Source organism: Caulobacter sp. P4_E5 (assembly GCF_056401555.1).
On record NZ_JBFUJD010000104.1, the window covers coordinates 1 to 14,767 of the forward strand.

The following is a 14,767-nucleotide window of genomic DNA, read 5'->3' on the forward strand; positions in this document are numbered from 1 at the left end:
GCTTGGTCTGCCGCCATCACACCCAACACTTGCATCCCTCCTCAAGCGGAGCGGGTATTCGACCTGCCTTGTCGGCAAGTGGCATTTGGGCGCTCTTCCGCGGTACGGCCCCCTCAAGAGCGGCTACGATCAGTTCTTCGGCGTGGCGAGCGGCGGCGCGGACTATTTCACCCACAAGAACCGCGCCGGCCGGCCAGATCTCTACGAGAACGAAGCGCTGATCGAGCAGGCCGGATACCTCACCGACCTGCTGACCGATCATGCGGTGAACTATGTGCGTAGCGCCGCGCGGGCGTCGCGGCCCTTCCTCCTGAGTCTTCACTACACCGCGCCGCATTGGCCGTGGGAGGGGCCTGCCGACGCTGCGAGGGCCGCGAAACTGAAGGACCTGTTCGACTACGGCGGCGGCTCGCTGACGACCTATGGAGACATGGTGCGCGCGATGGATGACGGGGTGGGCCGTGTCCTGGCCGCCCTGGACCAGGCCGGCGTCGCGGACGACACGGTCGTGGTCTTCACCAGCGACAACGGCGGCGAGCGTTTTTCCCGCATGTGGCCGCTCCTAGGCGAAAAGGGCGACCTGCTGGAGGGCGGTATTCGAGTCCCGGCTATCGTTCGCTACCCGGCCCGCTTTCCTCGGAGCGTGGTGTCGCCGCAAGTCGCCATCACCATGGACTGGACCGCGACCTTGCTGGCCGTGGCCGGCGCTCCGGCCGACCCTGACTTTCCGCTCGACGGCCAGGACCTGGGCCCGGTCATCCAGGGGACGGCGGCACCGGTCCCCCGCCGCCTGTACTGGAGATTCGTAGGCCAGCGTCAGGCGGCCGTGCGGGACGGTGATTGGAAGTACCTTCGTGTCGGCCAGCACGAGTACCTGTTCGACCTGAAGCGCGACCCGCGCGAACGAGCCAACCTGGCCAACGCCCATCCGGCGCGGCTTGAGGAACTGCGGCAAGCCTTCGCAGGATGGGATGCGGCCATGCTGCCGGACACCGATGTCGAAGGCTATGAGGTCAGCCCCGACCAGCTTGCTGGCCGCCCCGCGGCGACGGCGAAGTAGGCAGGCTCCAGGACGCGGATCCGGCCGGCCAAGTCCTCAGGCCGTGACATAGCGAGCCGGGGGCGGATGGCCCAAGGCCATGGCGCGGAGGATTCGCTCCAGCTCGGAGAGATCGTACGGCTTTGGGAGCACGGCGACGCCGAGGTCGCGCGCGCCCGCGACGCCGTCGCTGTATCCCGACACGAGAATAATCGGCAGGGAGGGCCAATCGCGCTTAACTGCCTTGGCTAGGCCGGCGCCGTTCATCGAGCCTGGCATGACGACATCGGAGACGACGACGTCAAACCGCTCCCGTCGCAGCACCTCCAAAGCCTCGTCGGCGTCCCGCGCCTCCTCCACGTCCAGTCCGGACTCGCGCAGGTACGCGCCGGTGGTCGCACGCACCTCGTCATCATCCTCGACCACGAGGATCCGAGCCCCGCCGCTCGCCGGCGGCATGGCGGCGTCAACGCGCTCTCCCTGATCGGGCGGCGACGTCGCGAGGGGAAGATGCAATGTGACGCGCCCTCCGCCGCCAGGACCATTCGACACGGCCGCCGAGCCGCCGAACGTGCGCACGAAGCCGTAGACCTGGGTCAAACCAAGTCCCGTGCCCTTCCCGCTGGCCTTGGTCGTGAAGAAGGGCTCGAAGACCCGCGCCGCGACCTCGGGGGAAAAACCCGCGCCGCTGTCGCGCACCTCGACCTGGGCCTGCTCGCCGCGACGCTCCACCTCGATGGAAATGTCGCCGCCCCCTGGCATGGCGTCCCGCGCATTGGCGCAGAGATTGATCAACGCGACCTCCAGCTGGAGCGGATCGAGCTCGACCAGGAGCCGGTCCGCCGGCAGCTGCAAGGCGACCCGGACTGAGGGCCCGGCGATCTCTTCCAGGGCCAGGCGCGCTGCGGCGATCGCCGCGCCCAGGTCCACAACCCGCCTCTCCGCCGGTCCTCCCCGGGCGAAAGTGAGCAGCTGGCGGACCAGTTTGGCCGCCCGGTCGGTGGCCATCCGGATCGCCGACAGCGGCCGCTGGGCGGCCTCATGGTCGGCGAGCCGCCGGCCCAGGGTGTCCGCATTGCCCTGGATGATCATGAGCAGGTTGTTGAAGTCGTGGGCCACGCCTCCCGTCAGGCGCCCCAGCGCGTCCATCCGGACCGCCTGCTCGACGGCGGCGGCCTGCGCGCTCCGGGCCGACAGGTCGCGCAACAGCAGCCAGACGAAGAGCGCCGTCATGACAAGGCTGAGGACCAGACCGATGACGAGCAAGACGAGCATGCCGTGCAGCGGCTGTTCGAAGCTGGCGCGCGGGATGCCGATGTGGACCGACCACCCGGTCTTTGGGGACAGCCAGTACGACGAGATAGTCGATATGCCCTCGAGCGTACGGCCCGCGTAGACGCCTCCCCGGCCACGGCCTCGCGCCTGGAGCGTGGCTTGACTGGCGGGTCTGCCGACGAACTGCGCCTCGCCCCGCGATCGGGCGACCACCTGACCGTCTTGATTGACGATCGAGATGATCCAGTCCGGTGGCGGACGAAAGGCCTGGATCAGGCTTCGAAAGTCATCCGGGCGACTGACCACCGTGGCGACGTAGATCAACTTGCCGTCGCGAATCACGGGCGCGCGCACCGGAAGGCCCCAAAGGCCCCTTTCACCGCGCCGCATCTCCCCCACGACCGCCGACCGCGAGGTCAGCGCGCGGCGCATGCTGGCCGAGTCAATGGCGCGGCGGCCGGCCCGCGCCCTCTCGGTGTGGACGATCCACGCGCCGGCGGGATCCAGAAGGATGACCGCCAGCCAATGGCGATGCCGCGAGCGTTCGCGCAGGGCGACCTCGCGAAAGAAGGCCAGATCCGTCGGCGGATCGAGGGCGGGAGACGCCGCGAGGGCTTCCACCAGGTCGATCTGGCTCTCCAGATGGCGGTCGACGCTTTGCGACAGAATCCGAGCGTCGGCGGTGGCCCGCGCCTCCAATTCCGACCGCTTCGATTGGATCGCGAAATACGCCCCGCCCGCCGCAAGCAAGAGCGTGGGAATTACCGTGGCGATCAGCAGCAACAGGAGGGTGCGCGAGCCGCCCGGAAGTCGCCAATTGACCATCAATCCCAGCCCCAGCCGTTGCGTGTCGCCCCAAGCGGCACAAGGCCTAGTTGCGCCCGCCGCGGCTCCGAAAGCAACAGCCTGGCCATGTCAGCCGCCGAACCGGCGGCTCACCTCGACATAGGTCTCCCGCGGCCTTCCCAGTGTTCCCGACGCCGAACCCGCGGCGGGAGACAGATTCTTGGTCGTGAAGTACCGCACGTCGAACAGGTTGCGCGCACCCATGGCGAGTTCCCATTCCTTCTTTGGCGGAGCATAGCTTAGCCTGAGATTGGCCACGGCATGGGCCTTACGGATGATGATCGGATAGTTGGCGACCGCGCTGGCGTCGTCGGACTCGTAAGCCACGTCGATGCGGGTCGTAAGCCGTCCTCCGCGCCGCAGCAGCGTTGCATGGGTGAGCGCGAGACCGGCTTGCCATTCGGGACCCGGCAGGCGGCTGTCGTCGGAAATAGGGACAACGACGTTCGTGCCGCCGCCGGCGGTCGTGCCGGGGGCGACCTCGGTCAAGGCCTTGTGCGTGCGGCCGACAAAGACGCCGGCGGTCAAGCGAGGGGTTAGGGCGAAGGTCGACTCGGCTTCGAAGCCCGTGAACTCGGCGCTACCGAGGTTGAGAGTGAAACCGGGCAAGTTCGGGACGGCGGCGGTCACCTGGATGTCGTCGTAGTCCATGCGGAACGCGGCGAGGTTGACGACCAGACGTCGATCCAATGCCGTTGTCTTCAGGCCCAGCTCGTACGAATTGACGAACTCTGGGCCGTAGGACGGCAGCGGGGTCGGCAAGCCGCCCGGAAACCGCGATGCGAATCCTCCGGCTCGGTAGCCTTCAGCGTAGGCGCCGTAGATCAGGATCTGCGGCGAAGCCTGGTAAGCCAGGTTGAACGACGGTGTCCAAATCTTGGAGCTCTGCCGGCCGGTGGCGCTGAGGCGCGGGCCGACGGCGCGGGATTGCTCTACACGGTAGTCCTTGGTTTCGTCCGTCAGGCGCAGGCCGGCGGTGAGATGAAGCTGGCGAATGGGGCTGACCGTGAGCTGGCCGAACAGGGCCCTGGACCTGTTGTCGATATGCCGGTCCGTCGTCTGGAAGTACGGCAGGGTCGCCGCCAGGGCGCTCGCCTGCGCCGCCGGCACATCTCCGGGCGTAAGTTGGTCGACAGACTCGACGCCGCGTTCCTGGAAGACATAGCCCCCAACCACGTAGTCCAGTTTCTCATCCCAAGCCGAGCCGCTCAATTGCGCCTCATGCGACCATTGTCGCTGTTTGTAGGGGACGTTGTTGTTGTGGAAAATCACGTACGGCGTGAAGTCGAAGTCGTTGTAGAACGTGCTGGTGAACGCGCGATGCGACGAGATCACGGTGAGCAGGCCGATCGGCGAGTCCCAATTGACGCTCAGAGCCTCCCCCCAGGAGTCGAGTGCGTTCGTCGGCGTGATCTGCCGGCCCTGCCTGTCGGTCCAGACCGAATTATTGCCACGCTCCGCAACCCAGGCGTCGCCGTAGCAGGTGAAGCTCCCGGCGCGGAAGGCCGCATCGGTCGCGCAACGCGGCGCATCCACGGATACGAACGGTGGGCGAGAGATGGGTGGCGGGCCGCGACCGGAGTTGAAGAATGTGGCGTTGGTTCCCGTGGGCGCGGGGCTCGTATCCGATAGGCCGCCCAGCCGTAAGGCGACGTTGGCGGCCGGCGCGTCCCGTCGTCGCGTGTAGTCGGCCGCCAGGTCGAGTGTCAGGGCGTCGGCGGGCCGCCAGCGCAGAGCCGCCCGCGCGGCCCGAAGGTCCTCGTCGCCCAACTTGAGATCGTGATATTGCAAGGCGTCCACGTAGCCACCCCGTTGGCGCACGACAGCCGAAAGGCGAAGCGCGACCCGATCGCCGAGCGGACCGCCGGCCGCGGCCTTCAACTGCCAATAGTCACCCTCGCCGGCCGCCACCGAGATCCTGCCCGTAAATCCGTCGGCGACCTTTGGGACGCGCGAGATGATGCGGACCGCGCCGCCGATGGTGTTGCGGCCGAATAGCGTCCCTTGCGGCCCGCGCAGGACCTCGACCCGTTCGACATCAAGAAGATCGAGGATGCTTCCGATGGTGCGGCCGAGATAGACGCCATCCAGATAGACCCCGACGCCCGGATCGGTGTTGATCGTAAAATCCGTCTGGCCGACGCCCCGGATGCTCATGACCGGCGTAAAGCCTGCCCCGGACGTGCTGCCGCCCTCGCGGATCGACAGGTTAGCGAGGGGCAGGTCCGCGATATTCGCCACGCCGCGCCGTTCCAATTCCTGGCCCGGGAACGCCGCAATAGACATCGGGGACTGTTGCAGCGCCTCCGCGCGGCCACGGGCCGTGACGACGACCTCATCGACGGCGCTGATTTGCCGGACTTGAGCGGACACGTCGCCGACGACGATGGCGTTCAAGACGTAGGCAGAAGTCATCGCCACGCAGAAGCGATTGCCGCGTTTGGAAGAAGACTCCCGGCAAAGGTCGATTTTCGAGGCCTTCATTCGACACCTCGTCGCGATCGCCCAAAGGAACTCTCGCCAGAGGGGAGCGCATTTTTCGTATGCTCGCTCCGCCCCTTGCACAAGACCTCATGTTTCCTGGCATAGCGCCAGCGCGCGTTTGGCTGGAGCCAGCCAAAACGAAGCTTCGGTATTGCTGGCGCGCGCTGCCGAAGATGTCCTTCACGCGTAGCGATCCGCCGCGTAAGGCCGACCAGGAGGCCCGCAAGGACCTCGTCTGCAATGTCGGGTCTGCAATGTCGGGTCTGCCGACCCTGGGCGCCGAATTCGACAATCACAAATTAGGCCTGAACAGCGAGGACTAGCCTCGCCCGATTAGCTGGCCACCGGCCAGGCGCTCATGTTGAGGTCATGCGTCAGGCGCGCCAGAGCGTCGACGACACCGGCTACTTGGCCCTTAGCAACGGCGTGGAATCGGCGTCGCTCGACGTTCTTACGCAGGCTCGGGGTTGGCGCGCCCTGTTGGACGCGCCCGAGAACGATTCGTACGAAATCGTACTCGACCGTACGCCAAGGGCGATAAGGGCAAGAAGCAACCAAGCAAAGCCAATCTTGGCCGCCTTCCCGGCCGATCCCTGGGACTGGTTTTCCCGAGCCTCGGTTCAGCAACCATCGCGCGCGGCGGTGACGGCATTGTCCTTCACGACCACGGCGCGGCGATAGCAGCCGATTTCGTTGTCCTCGAACCGAAAGCGTTGAACCGACGACCCCGAAGCGTTCTGGAAGCGCCGGGCCGTGCGGTTGAACTGGCCGCGAGCCGTGGGTGTGACGCGATTGCTCAGCGAGCGGAACCGAACACGGCCGTCCGAAGAAACCTCGCGCTCGGTCCGGGCCAAGGTCAGGTCGACATCCGCCGTCTGGTCGGTTCCCTCGGGCGTGGTCGTTTCCCGGGTGACGATGCTTAGCGGATAATCGGCTGTTTCCCGACGCTTCGCGGTCCCCGACGCATCGGTGCGCTGGGTGAGAATTCGCGAATGCGTCGACTGCCGCACGCGTCCGACCTGGACCTTGTCATTGGAGACATAGTCCTGGCGGTTGGAGAACGACATGGCGTAGCGCACCGTGGTGACCACTTGGCCATGGGAAGTCTCGAGAACGCCCGCCACCTCCCCGTCCTGAGCGCGGCGCGTGACGATCCGGCCATTCAGGCCCTGCTTATCCGTCCGGACTCGGCGCGCGTCCGTCGTCTCCCGCGCCGCCGTCAGGGTATTGCGCAGCAGGCGCCCAGAGATCGAGGCCGCGCCTTCGTCCCGCCAGGCCAGCAGGGTGGCGGTGACCAGATAGTAGTTGCGCACGCCGGGAACGGCGACCTCGATGCGATGCGGCCGCCCATCGTTCACGAGCCCGGCGAATGGCGTCAGGTCGATCCTTGAGGGCGTGAAGCTCAAGGTCTCTGGAGCGGGGACGGGAAACCACAGGTATGGGTTGATCCCACCCGTGAAGATCCAGGGAAACAGGGCGGCCAAGCCGGCGCGCTGGCCGTCGACGAAAACCTCGACCTGTCGGAAGGCTCCTCCCCCGCAGCGACTTTCCTTTTCGGAAGCCAGGGCGTCGGGAACGCAGTCGTACCAGAACTCGTCGTCCGCCTGCCCCTGGGCGAGAACGTCGAGGGCCAAGCGCTCGACATTGGCCGGCAGCACCACGGACCGAGTGAGACGATCCTGGTCCTTGGACAGTTTGGCCAGCCCGTCGGAGATCGGCTGCACGATCTGCGGCGCGGTCGGGGCCGGCGCCCCGGCGGAGGCCGGATAGAACAGCAGGCGCGCGCTCGCTGTCAGGCGTCCGGTGTAGGTCTCATTGACGATGTTGGCGATCAGCACCTCGCCGGCGCCCGGACGGGCCAATAAGGCGGCGTAATCGGTAACGTCGCGCTCCACATGCCAAGCCGGCGCGATCGCCCGGCGCGGCTCCATCGTGGTGCCATAGTAGAGGTTCACGCCGCCCAGGTGGATGATGGCGGTGCGGTCGAATTGCCGGCCGGCGGTCACGTCGAAATCGGCCTCCAGCACGACCTTGGCCCAGGGCCCGGGACAAGCCGCGGGCGGCGCATAGGAGAAGGCGACCGGCTCGACGCCCTCGAACTGCCGCGGCGCGAACAACGGCGCGACGCAAGGCTGGCCCGGCGGCCGTGCAACGCGCGGCTCGACTTCGGCGATGGTGTTGACGCCGGGCGCCGGAAGCGGAGGCCTGGCGACGCCTGCGGAGACGGGGCCTTGCGCCCGAGCGGCGGCCATGGGCGCGACGAAGCCGAGCGCGATGGCCAGGGCGGAGAACATGGATCGATGACGCGTCACGGCGAGCACTCTAAAAAGGGGGCTAGAAGTCCAGGCTGAAGGCGAGCTGCAGGTTGCGCCCCAGCGGATCGTAGGTTCCGGTGTAGGTATTCGGGTTGTTGGTCGTGCCATCCACGAAGGTCGACGGAACGACCGGCGGCGTGAGGTCGAACAGGTTGTTGGCCACCAGGCGGACCGTCAGACCGGGTCGCAACCGCAGCGAAGCCCCAAGATCGAAATAGTCATAGGCCCCGATCCGGCTGAACGGTCGGTAGGCGTAGGGCGTTGCGCCGTCGCTAACCGCCGGATCAGCGCTGTTGGCCGCCAGTCGCGTCGCGCCGATATGGCGCCAGACCAGGGACACCACCGCCTCGCGCCAGGGCGCGCGCCAGGTCGCGGCGAGGTTGTGACGCCATAGCGGCTGGGGCGCATAGCAATGGGGCGGGCCGAAGTAACCGGCGCAGTTGCGCGGCGGGTCGTCCGGCGCGCTCTTGCCTCCCGTCTTGATTAGCCGCACGCCCGTCAGGCTCAGGTCGAACCGCCCCAGGTCGCCCAACGGAAAATCATAGCCGGCCTGAACATCGACCCCTTCGTTGACCAGGAGCGAAGTGTTTTGGGCGCCGGTGGCGATGTAGCCGCCCGTGGCCTGGTCCCCGAACAGGGCGCCGGTGTCGCCGGCGCGATGCACGAAACGGCAGTAGTAGTCCGCGCCCTTGCCCAGGCAGTTCTGCAGCACGCTGTCGGCCAGGATCGGCCCGATATAGCCCTTCACCACGATGCGATAGTAGTCGGCCGAGAGGCTCAGTCCCGCTAGGGCGTGCGGTGTATAGAGTAGACCGATCGTCCGGGTCCTGGCGTTCTCGGGGCGAAGGCCAAGGTTCCCGTTGCCCCCATAGGTCTGGCACAGCTGCTCTGGACAATCCGGAATTCGCCCGTACTGCGCCGCGGTCACGCCCGTACGCTGGCAGGCCTCGAGCGGTGCGGCTGGCGAGGAGCCGGCGCAGGGATCCGACAGGCTGACCACGCCGTAGGTCGAGCCGGTGTAGAGTTCCGAGATGTTGGGCGCGCGCGCGGCCCGATTGAAGCTGGCCCGCGCCAACCAATCCCGCGTCGGCTGATACTGCAGTTCGTATTTCCAAGTCGGCAAAAGGCCGTCGCCGGTATTGTACTTCGAATAGCGAACGCCGGCGGTGACCTCCAGGCGCTCGATCCCAGGCCGCCCCTCGGTGATCGGCGCCTGCAGTTCGCCATAGGCCTCGTAGACCGATTGCCGTCCTCGCAGCGGCAGGCTCAACCGCTCGAATGCCAGCGCGTCGGGGTCGATTTTTTGCTTGAGCGAGTCGGCTCGATATTCGGCGCCGAGCGCCACGGCCAGGCCGCGAGCGCTCCAGGGGCTTTTCAAGCCGTAGCTCGTCAAATCCCCCGACAGGTTGGCGATCAGATCAGTCTGACCGTAGTGGTTGGCCCAGACGTAGTCGCGATAGGCGTAGGCGAAGAAGCGCGGATCCAAGGCGTTCGGCCGGAAGATGTTGGCCGGGACGCAGGCGAGGTCCGTTCCGGCGAGCTTGGCGGCGCAGGTCGGAACGCCGCCGACCAGCACGACATCCAGAGCGTTGACGAGCCGGTCGGGGTCGATCTCGTTGCTGTCGGACAGTGAACTGAACACCGTCGAGCGGACCGCGCTCAGGTCATAGCGCCAATGCTCCAGCGCCGTCCCGCGCACCCCCACGCTGATCCGGTAGTCCTGATTGATCGCCTCGGCGCGCAGCGGTCGGTCGCCGAGACCGCTCATGATGGCCGTGTACTGGGTCGAGACCCGTTGATCGGTTCCGGCCGCGGCGCCGCAGAGCAGCGCACTTTGGCTGGCCGACAGGAACGGGTTGCGGCAGCCGATCTGGAAGCCGCCCGGGGGAATGTCGGCGGCGTTGATGTACGGGTAAAATTGGCTGTAGGTCGCGTCCTTCATGAGGAGCAGGCTGGCGTGCAGTTCCGCTGTTTCGGCGACTTTGAAATTGACGAACACCCCGGCCGATCGTCGCTCGTCCGATCGCATGAAGTTGAAGCTCTCGCGCGTGTTGGCGGCATAAGAAGCGCCATCCTCGCCAGACGCGAAGGCRCCATCGGCGACGGCGTAGAAGACCCGCCCGGCCGAAGGGCCAGTGGTCGGCTGGAATCGCCCGTAGTGGGTGTAGAGCGTGCTGACCGCGCAGGTCGGCGCGCTGGTGTCCTCAGTCGCGACGATCCGGCAGGCGGAGAAGTCACGATCCTTCCACCGCACGGGGTCCTGACCGCGATAGGCGACGAACGCGAGGATGTCGCCGTGTCCGTCGGCGAAGCGCGTTCCGGCCGCGATGGTCAGGTCCTTGCGCACGCCGTCGGTCACGCGCCGCGGCGGGCTCTTCACGCTGGGAAAGCCGGCGGTCACGCCTCGAATGGCGACGTCGTCGTTGGTGTGCTGATAGACGCTGTAGCCGCCTTCGACCCGGATCCCGTCCAGGTCGCGGTCCAGCATGACGTTGACGACCCCGGCCACCGCGTCCGAGCCATAGGTGGTCGAGGCGCCGCCGGTGAGGACGTCGATTCTCCGAACCAGGCCGGTCGGAATGAGGTTCAGGTCGACCGCCTGCACGGGCGCAAGGCGCTCGCCGTCCAGCAGGATCAGCGTCCTCTGGTGGCCCAGATTGCGCAGATTGATCTGAGCCCGTCCGTCGGCGTCCGATCCGTTGGTGAACTGGGTCGCGTCGGCGCGCGCCTCGGGCAAGCGGTTGATCGCCTCCTCCAAATTGAGAATGCCGCCCAACCGCAGGCCCATACGGGAGAGCGTCGTGACCGGCGCGGCGGCCGTCGTGTTGGCGCGGCGGATACGGGTGCCCGTCACTACCAGTTCGTCGAGCGACGCTGGCTCGGTCGTCTCGAGAAGCGGCGGCCGCGGCGGCGCGAAGACGGCCCCAGGCGCCGGCGGCGATCTGGACTCCAAGGTGAGCGCATAGACTCCGGGTCCGATCCGCCGCGCGCGCAGGCCGGTGCCCTTCAAAAGGCGCTCCAGGCCATCGGCGACCTCGAAGGACCCGTCCAAGGCGTTGGTCCGCCTGCCTCGCGCGGCGGCCGCCGCCAGCAGCAATTGGACGTCGGCCTGGCGGGCGAATTCCGCAACGGCCGGCCCGGCGGCCTGGGCCTTGATCCGAAAGGTCTTTTGTGTGGCCGCGGCGGGCTGGGCCATTGCCAAAACCATGGTCATCACAACCGCAACCCGTCGGCGCCCCCGCGACGACCATGACCGAGGAAGAAACGCCAAGGCTAAGACGCGCGCCTCCCGCCCAGGACGATCTCATCGCCGCGGCTCTCGACCTCGACCCCCAGACTGGCGCCCACCGCCGCGGCGAAGGCCTCCGGACCGCTTGTGTTGAACACGCCGTAGAAGCGTTCGTCCGCGATCCGGGGGTCACCGATAACCAGCTTGCGGTCGTTGTAGCGGTTGAAGTCGGCGACTGCCTCGCGCAGGGTTTCGCCGGCCAGGTCGATCTTGCCGTAGCGCCACTCCAGCTTGCGGTCGACGGCCGCTAGCGCAGCTGTCGCGCGCAGGCCGATGGCGTCCGCGACGAAGGCGCCCTGCCCGGCCTTCAGGCGTGCGGGCGCGCGGGACGCCCCCTCCGCCCAGACCTCGACCACGCCCTCGGTGACCAGCACTTCGGCGCCGTCGGGCCGCCGCCGCACCGAGAACGCCGTGCCGACCGCGCGCACACGCACCGCGCCGGCCTCGACCACGAAGGGCCGCTGGACGTCGCGGGCGACCTGGAACCAGGCCTCACCCGACCGCAAGCGAACGGTGCGCTGCTCGCGCCGGAAGGCCACATCGACCTCCGAAGCGGTGTTGACGGCGACGGTCGAACCATCCTTCAGCGGCACGCGACGAACCTCGCCGACGCGCGTACTGAAGCGATCCTCACGCAGCACCAAGACGCCGACACCCGCCATCGACGCGGCCAGGGCGACACCCGCCCCGGCCAGCCAGGCTCGGCGCGACGTCGACCGCGCTTGCCGTGCGACCGGGCCCGTCGTGGTTTCCCGCGCCCGCTCCAACAGCGTCCAGACGGCTTCGGCCTTCAGCAAGGCGCCGTGACGGCGCACGTCCCCCGCGAGCCAGGCTTCAAGCCCGACTTCCAATTCGGGCGTGCGACCATCACGATCGCGCCGCCAGACCCATCGGGCGGCTTCCGCCTCGATATCCTCAGCCTTTTCGCGATCGATCATTCGTCTTTCTCATTCGGTCGCCGCGCACCTCGGCGCCCTCTGCCTCGAGCGCGCGCATGATCAGGCGCATGCCCTTGACCGCCTCGTTCTCGACGGCGCTCTCGCTGATGCCCAATCGCCGGGCGATTTCACGTTGCGGCACGCCCAGGACCTTCCGAAGTTCGAATACTCGCCGGCAACGCTCCGGCAAAGCTTGGATCAGAGCCCGCACCCGGGACAGCTCGCGACGCGCGGCCGTGGCCTGCTCGGGTGAGGGCTCATCTGAACAGACGGACAGCGCCTCGATTTCCGTAACCGTTTCGATGCGCACCACCTTGGCGCGCCGCATTTTGTCCGTGAGCAGGTTGCGGACGACCTGGAAGAAATAGCCGTCAGGGCTCTCGATCTGGTCGATGCTGCGCAGCCCCACCAGCTTGGCGTAGGCCTCCTGCATCAGGTCGTCGATCTCGTCGGGCGGCACGCGCGAGCGCCGCAGCCAGGCGCGCACGCCCGCCTCGTGCGGCATGATCTCCTCGGCGACCCATTGGACGATACGCTCGCGTTCGGACGACACGGGGGCGAAGACTCTCGGCGGAAACGTCCGTTAGGGACGGCGCGAGGCGGTCACAAGTCAAGAACGCGATCACCGTTCGACAGCGATTTGTCGTGAAAATCATATATTTTCGTCAAACGCTCAAGGAACGCCGTTGTGGGTCCGTCTTGACCTTAGGGACGCTGGGAATTCACCCGCGCTCAGAGGGGTTCATCAAGATGGTTGGCAAATCTGGTCGCTTCAAAGCGGGGCTCATGGCCTCCATCGCCGTATCGGCTCTGGCCTGCTCGCAGGCCGCTCTAGCTCGGCAGACCGAGGCTTCAACCACCGCCGCCGACAAGGCCTCGACCGTCGACACGGTCGTCGTGACCGGCACGCGCATCCGCCGCCCGAACGCTCAATCAGCCGCGCCGATCGTCACCATGGACAAGCAGGAGCTGCAGTTTCAGGGCGTGATGAACATCGAGGACGCCCTCAACCGCCTGCCGCAAGTCCGCGCGGACAACAACCAGTTCGGCGCGGGCTTCGACAACGGCGGCCAGGCCAAGGTGAACCTGCGCCGGCTAGGCAACCAGCGCACGCTGGTGCTGCTGGACGGCGAGCGTCTGCTGCCCGTTCAGGCGATCGACCTCAACATCGTGCCGGTGGCCCTGATCTCGCGCGTCGACGTCCTATCGGGCGGCGCTTCCTCGACCTACGGCTCGGACGCCGTGGCGGGCGTGGTGAACTTCGTGCTGAACAAGAAGTTCGACGGCGTGCAGGTCAACGCCTCCTATAGCTTCTTCCAACACACCAATGACGACATGGCGGTTCGGGGGTTGATCTCGCAATATCCGAACTTCCCCGTGCCGGCCCAACACGTCACCGACGGCGGCCGCTGGGACATCAACTTCGCCGCGGGCAAGAACTTCGCCGACGGCGCGGGCAACATCAGCATCTTCGCCGACTACCGCGAGCAGAAGCCGGTAAAATGGGGCGCGCGCGACTATTCGGCCTGCCGCATCGCGGCCAGCACCACGGCCCTGTCGTGCTCCTCCAACACCCAGTACACGCCTTACGGCCGCCTCGACATCACCAGCGGCCAGAACGCCGGCAGCGGCTACTACGTCAACAAGAACGGGACCCAGAGCTTCGTCTCGACCGCCAACGCCGCCGACTACGCCAGCAACACCCGCAAGGACTGGAACTTCATCCGCGCCGACAAGCGGTTCACCGGCGGCCTGTTCGCCAACTACCGCTTCAACGACGCCGTCGAGGCCTACGCCAATCTGCTGGTGATGCGCGACGTCTCGATCGAGCAGCAGTCCGGCGCCTACGGCCAGTCCCTCAGCATCAACTGCAACAATCCGTTCATGTCGGCGAGCCAGGCCCAGAGCCTGTGCGGTGCGGCAGCCGGCAGCGCCTCCCTGGTCAATGCCGACTACTACCTGCTGCAGGAAGGTCCCGGCAGCATCCCGGTCCAGAACCGCATCGTGAATCAGGACTACCGCCTCAGCGCCGGGCTGAAGGGCGACCTGTTCGATGGCTGGCACTACGACGTCAACTTCATCGGCTCGCGCGTCGAGAACACGCTGTCCGACCGCAACGAGATCAACAGCGACCGTTTCGCCCGCACGGTGAATGTCGTCAACGTTAACGGGACGCCGACCTGCCAATCGGTGGTAGACAAGACCGACACCAACTGCGTCGCGGCCAACATCTTCCAGGCCAACAAGATCGACCCGAAGGTCTATCCGTACGTCTATGACAATTATCGCTGGACGAACGTCGTCGAGCAGCGGGACGTCACGATCAACCTCGCCGGCGATCTCGGCCAATACGGGATCAAGAGCCCGTGGGCCAGCGAAGGTGTCGCCATCGCCGTGGGCGGGGAGTACCGCCGCGAAAGCCTGAAGGTCCTGGCCGACCCGGCTACGGTCGCCTACGAGGGCTGGTTCAGCACCACGAGCGGCCATTACGGCGTCAAGGAATTGTAYGGCGAAGCCCAGTTGCCGATCGCCAACGACCTGCCCCTGGTCAAGAGCCTGGTGTTCAACACCGGCCTGCGGG

At 66.9% G+C, this 14,767-nt stretch carries 9 protein-coding genes; 3 read left to right on the top strand and 6 right to left on the bottom strand.

Translation table 11 applies throughout. The features are described 5' to 3' along the window. On the top strand, nt 1-1,060 hold a 1,060-nt coding region (locus tag AC1DSO_RS22560; RefSeq protein WP_477070945.1), incomplete at its 5' end, for a sulfatase-like hydrolase/transferase. 36 nt (nt 1,061-1,096) lie between these two features. On the opposite strand, the gene AC1DSO_RS22565 is transcribed toward AC1DSO_RS22560, so the two are convergent. Both AC1DSO_RS22565 and AC1DSO_RS22570 read right to left on the bottom strand, forming a co-directional pair. Next, a complete protein-coding gene (locus tag AC1DSO_RS22565) occupies nt 1,097-3,097 on the bottom strand; it encodes an ATP-binding protein (protein ID WP_477070946.1) in 2,001 nt (666 codons plus the stop codon). Between the two features lie 132 nt (nt 3,098-3,229). Continuing rightward, nucleotides 3,230-5,644 (bottom strand): TonB-dependent receptor, encoded by a 2,415-nt coding sequence (locus tag AC1DSO_RS22570; protein WP_477070947.1) that lies wholly within the window; start codon nt 5,642-5,644, stop codon nt 3,230-3,232. Nucleotides 5,645-5,817: 173 nt separating this feature from the next. Between AC1DSO_RS22570 and AC1DSO_RS22575 the strand changes: the two genes are divergently transcribed. Further along, nucleotides 5,818-5,967 (top strand): hypothetical protein, encoded by a 150-nt coding sequence (locus AC1DSO_RS22575; RefSeq protein ID WP_477070948.1) that lies wholly within the window; start codon nt 5,818-5,820, stop codon nt 5,965-5,967. A 297-nt stretch (nt 5,968-6,264) separates the two neighbouring features. On the opposite strand, the gene AC1DSO_RS22580 is transcribed toward AC1DSO_RS22575, so the two are convergent. The 4 genes from AC1DSO_RS22580 to AC1DSO_RS22595 form a co-directional block, all read right to left on the bottom strand. Beyond that, the gene (locus tag AC1DSO_RS22580) at nt 6,265-7,956 is read right to left on the bottom strand and encodes a peptide-N4-asparagine amidase (protein WP_477070949.1); all 1,692 of its coding nucleotides are present in this window, start codon (nt 7,954-7,956) and stop codon (nt 6,265-6,267) included. A gap of 22 nt (nt 7,957-7,978) precedes the next feature. After that, nucleotides 7,979-11,155 (bottom strand): TonB-dependent receptor, encoded by a 3,177-nt coding sequence (locus tag AC1DSO_RS22585; RefSeq protein WP_477070950.1) that lies wholly within the window; start codon nt 11,153-11,155, stop codon nt 7,979-7,981. A 77-nt stretch (nt 11,156-11,232) separates the two neighbouring features. Next, on the bottom strand, nt 11,233-12,186 hold the full coding sequence (locus tag AC1DSO_RS22590; protein WP_477070951.1) for a FecR family protein: 954 nt from the start codon (nt 12,184-12,186) through the stop codon (nt 11,233-11,235). After that, nucleotides 12,164-12,691, bottom strand: a complete 528-nt coding sequence (locus AC1DSO_RS22595; protein ID WP_477070952.1) for an RNA polymerase sigma factor — start codon at nt 12,689-12,691, stop codon at nt 12,164-12,166. Before AC1DSO_RS22595 ends, AC1DSO_RS22590 begins: the two co-directional genes overlap by 23 nt. A gap of 281 nt (nt 12,692-12,972) precedes the next feature. On the opposite strand from AC1DSO_RS22595, the gene AC1DSO_RS22600 reads away from it, so the two are divergent. Then, on the top strand, nt 12,973-14,767 hold a 1,795-nt coding region (locus AC1DSO_RS22600), incomplete at its 3' end, for a TonB-dependent receptor plug domain-containing protein (RefSeq protein WP_477070953.1).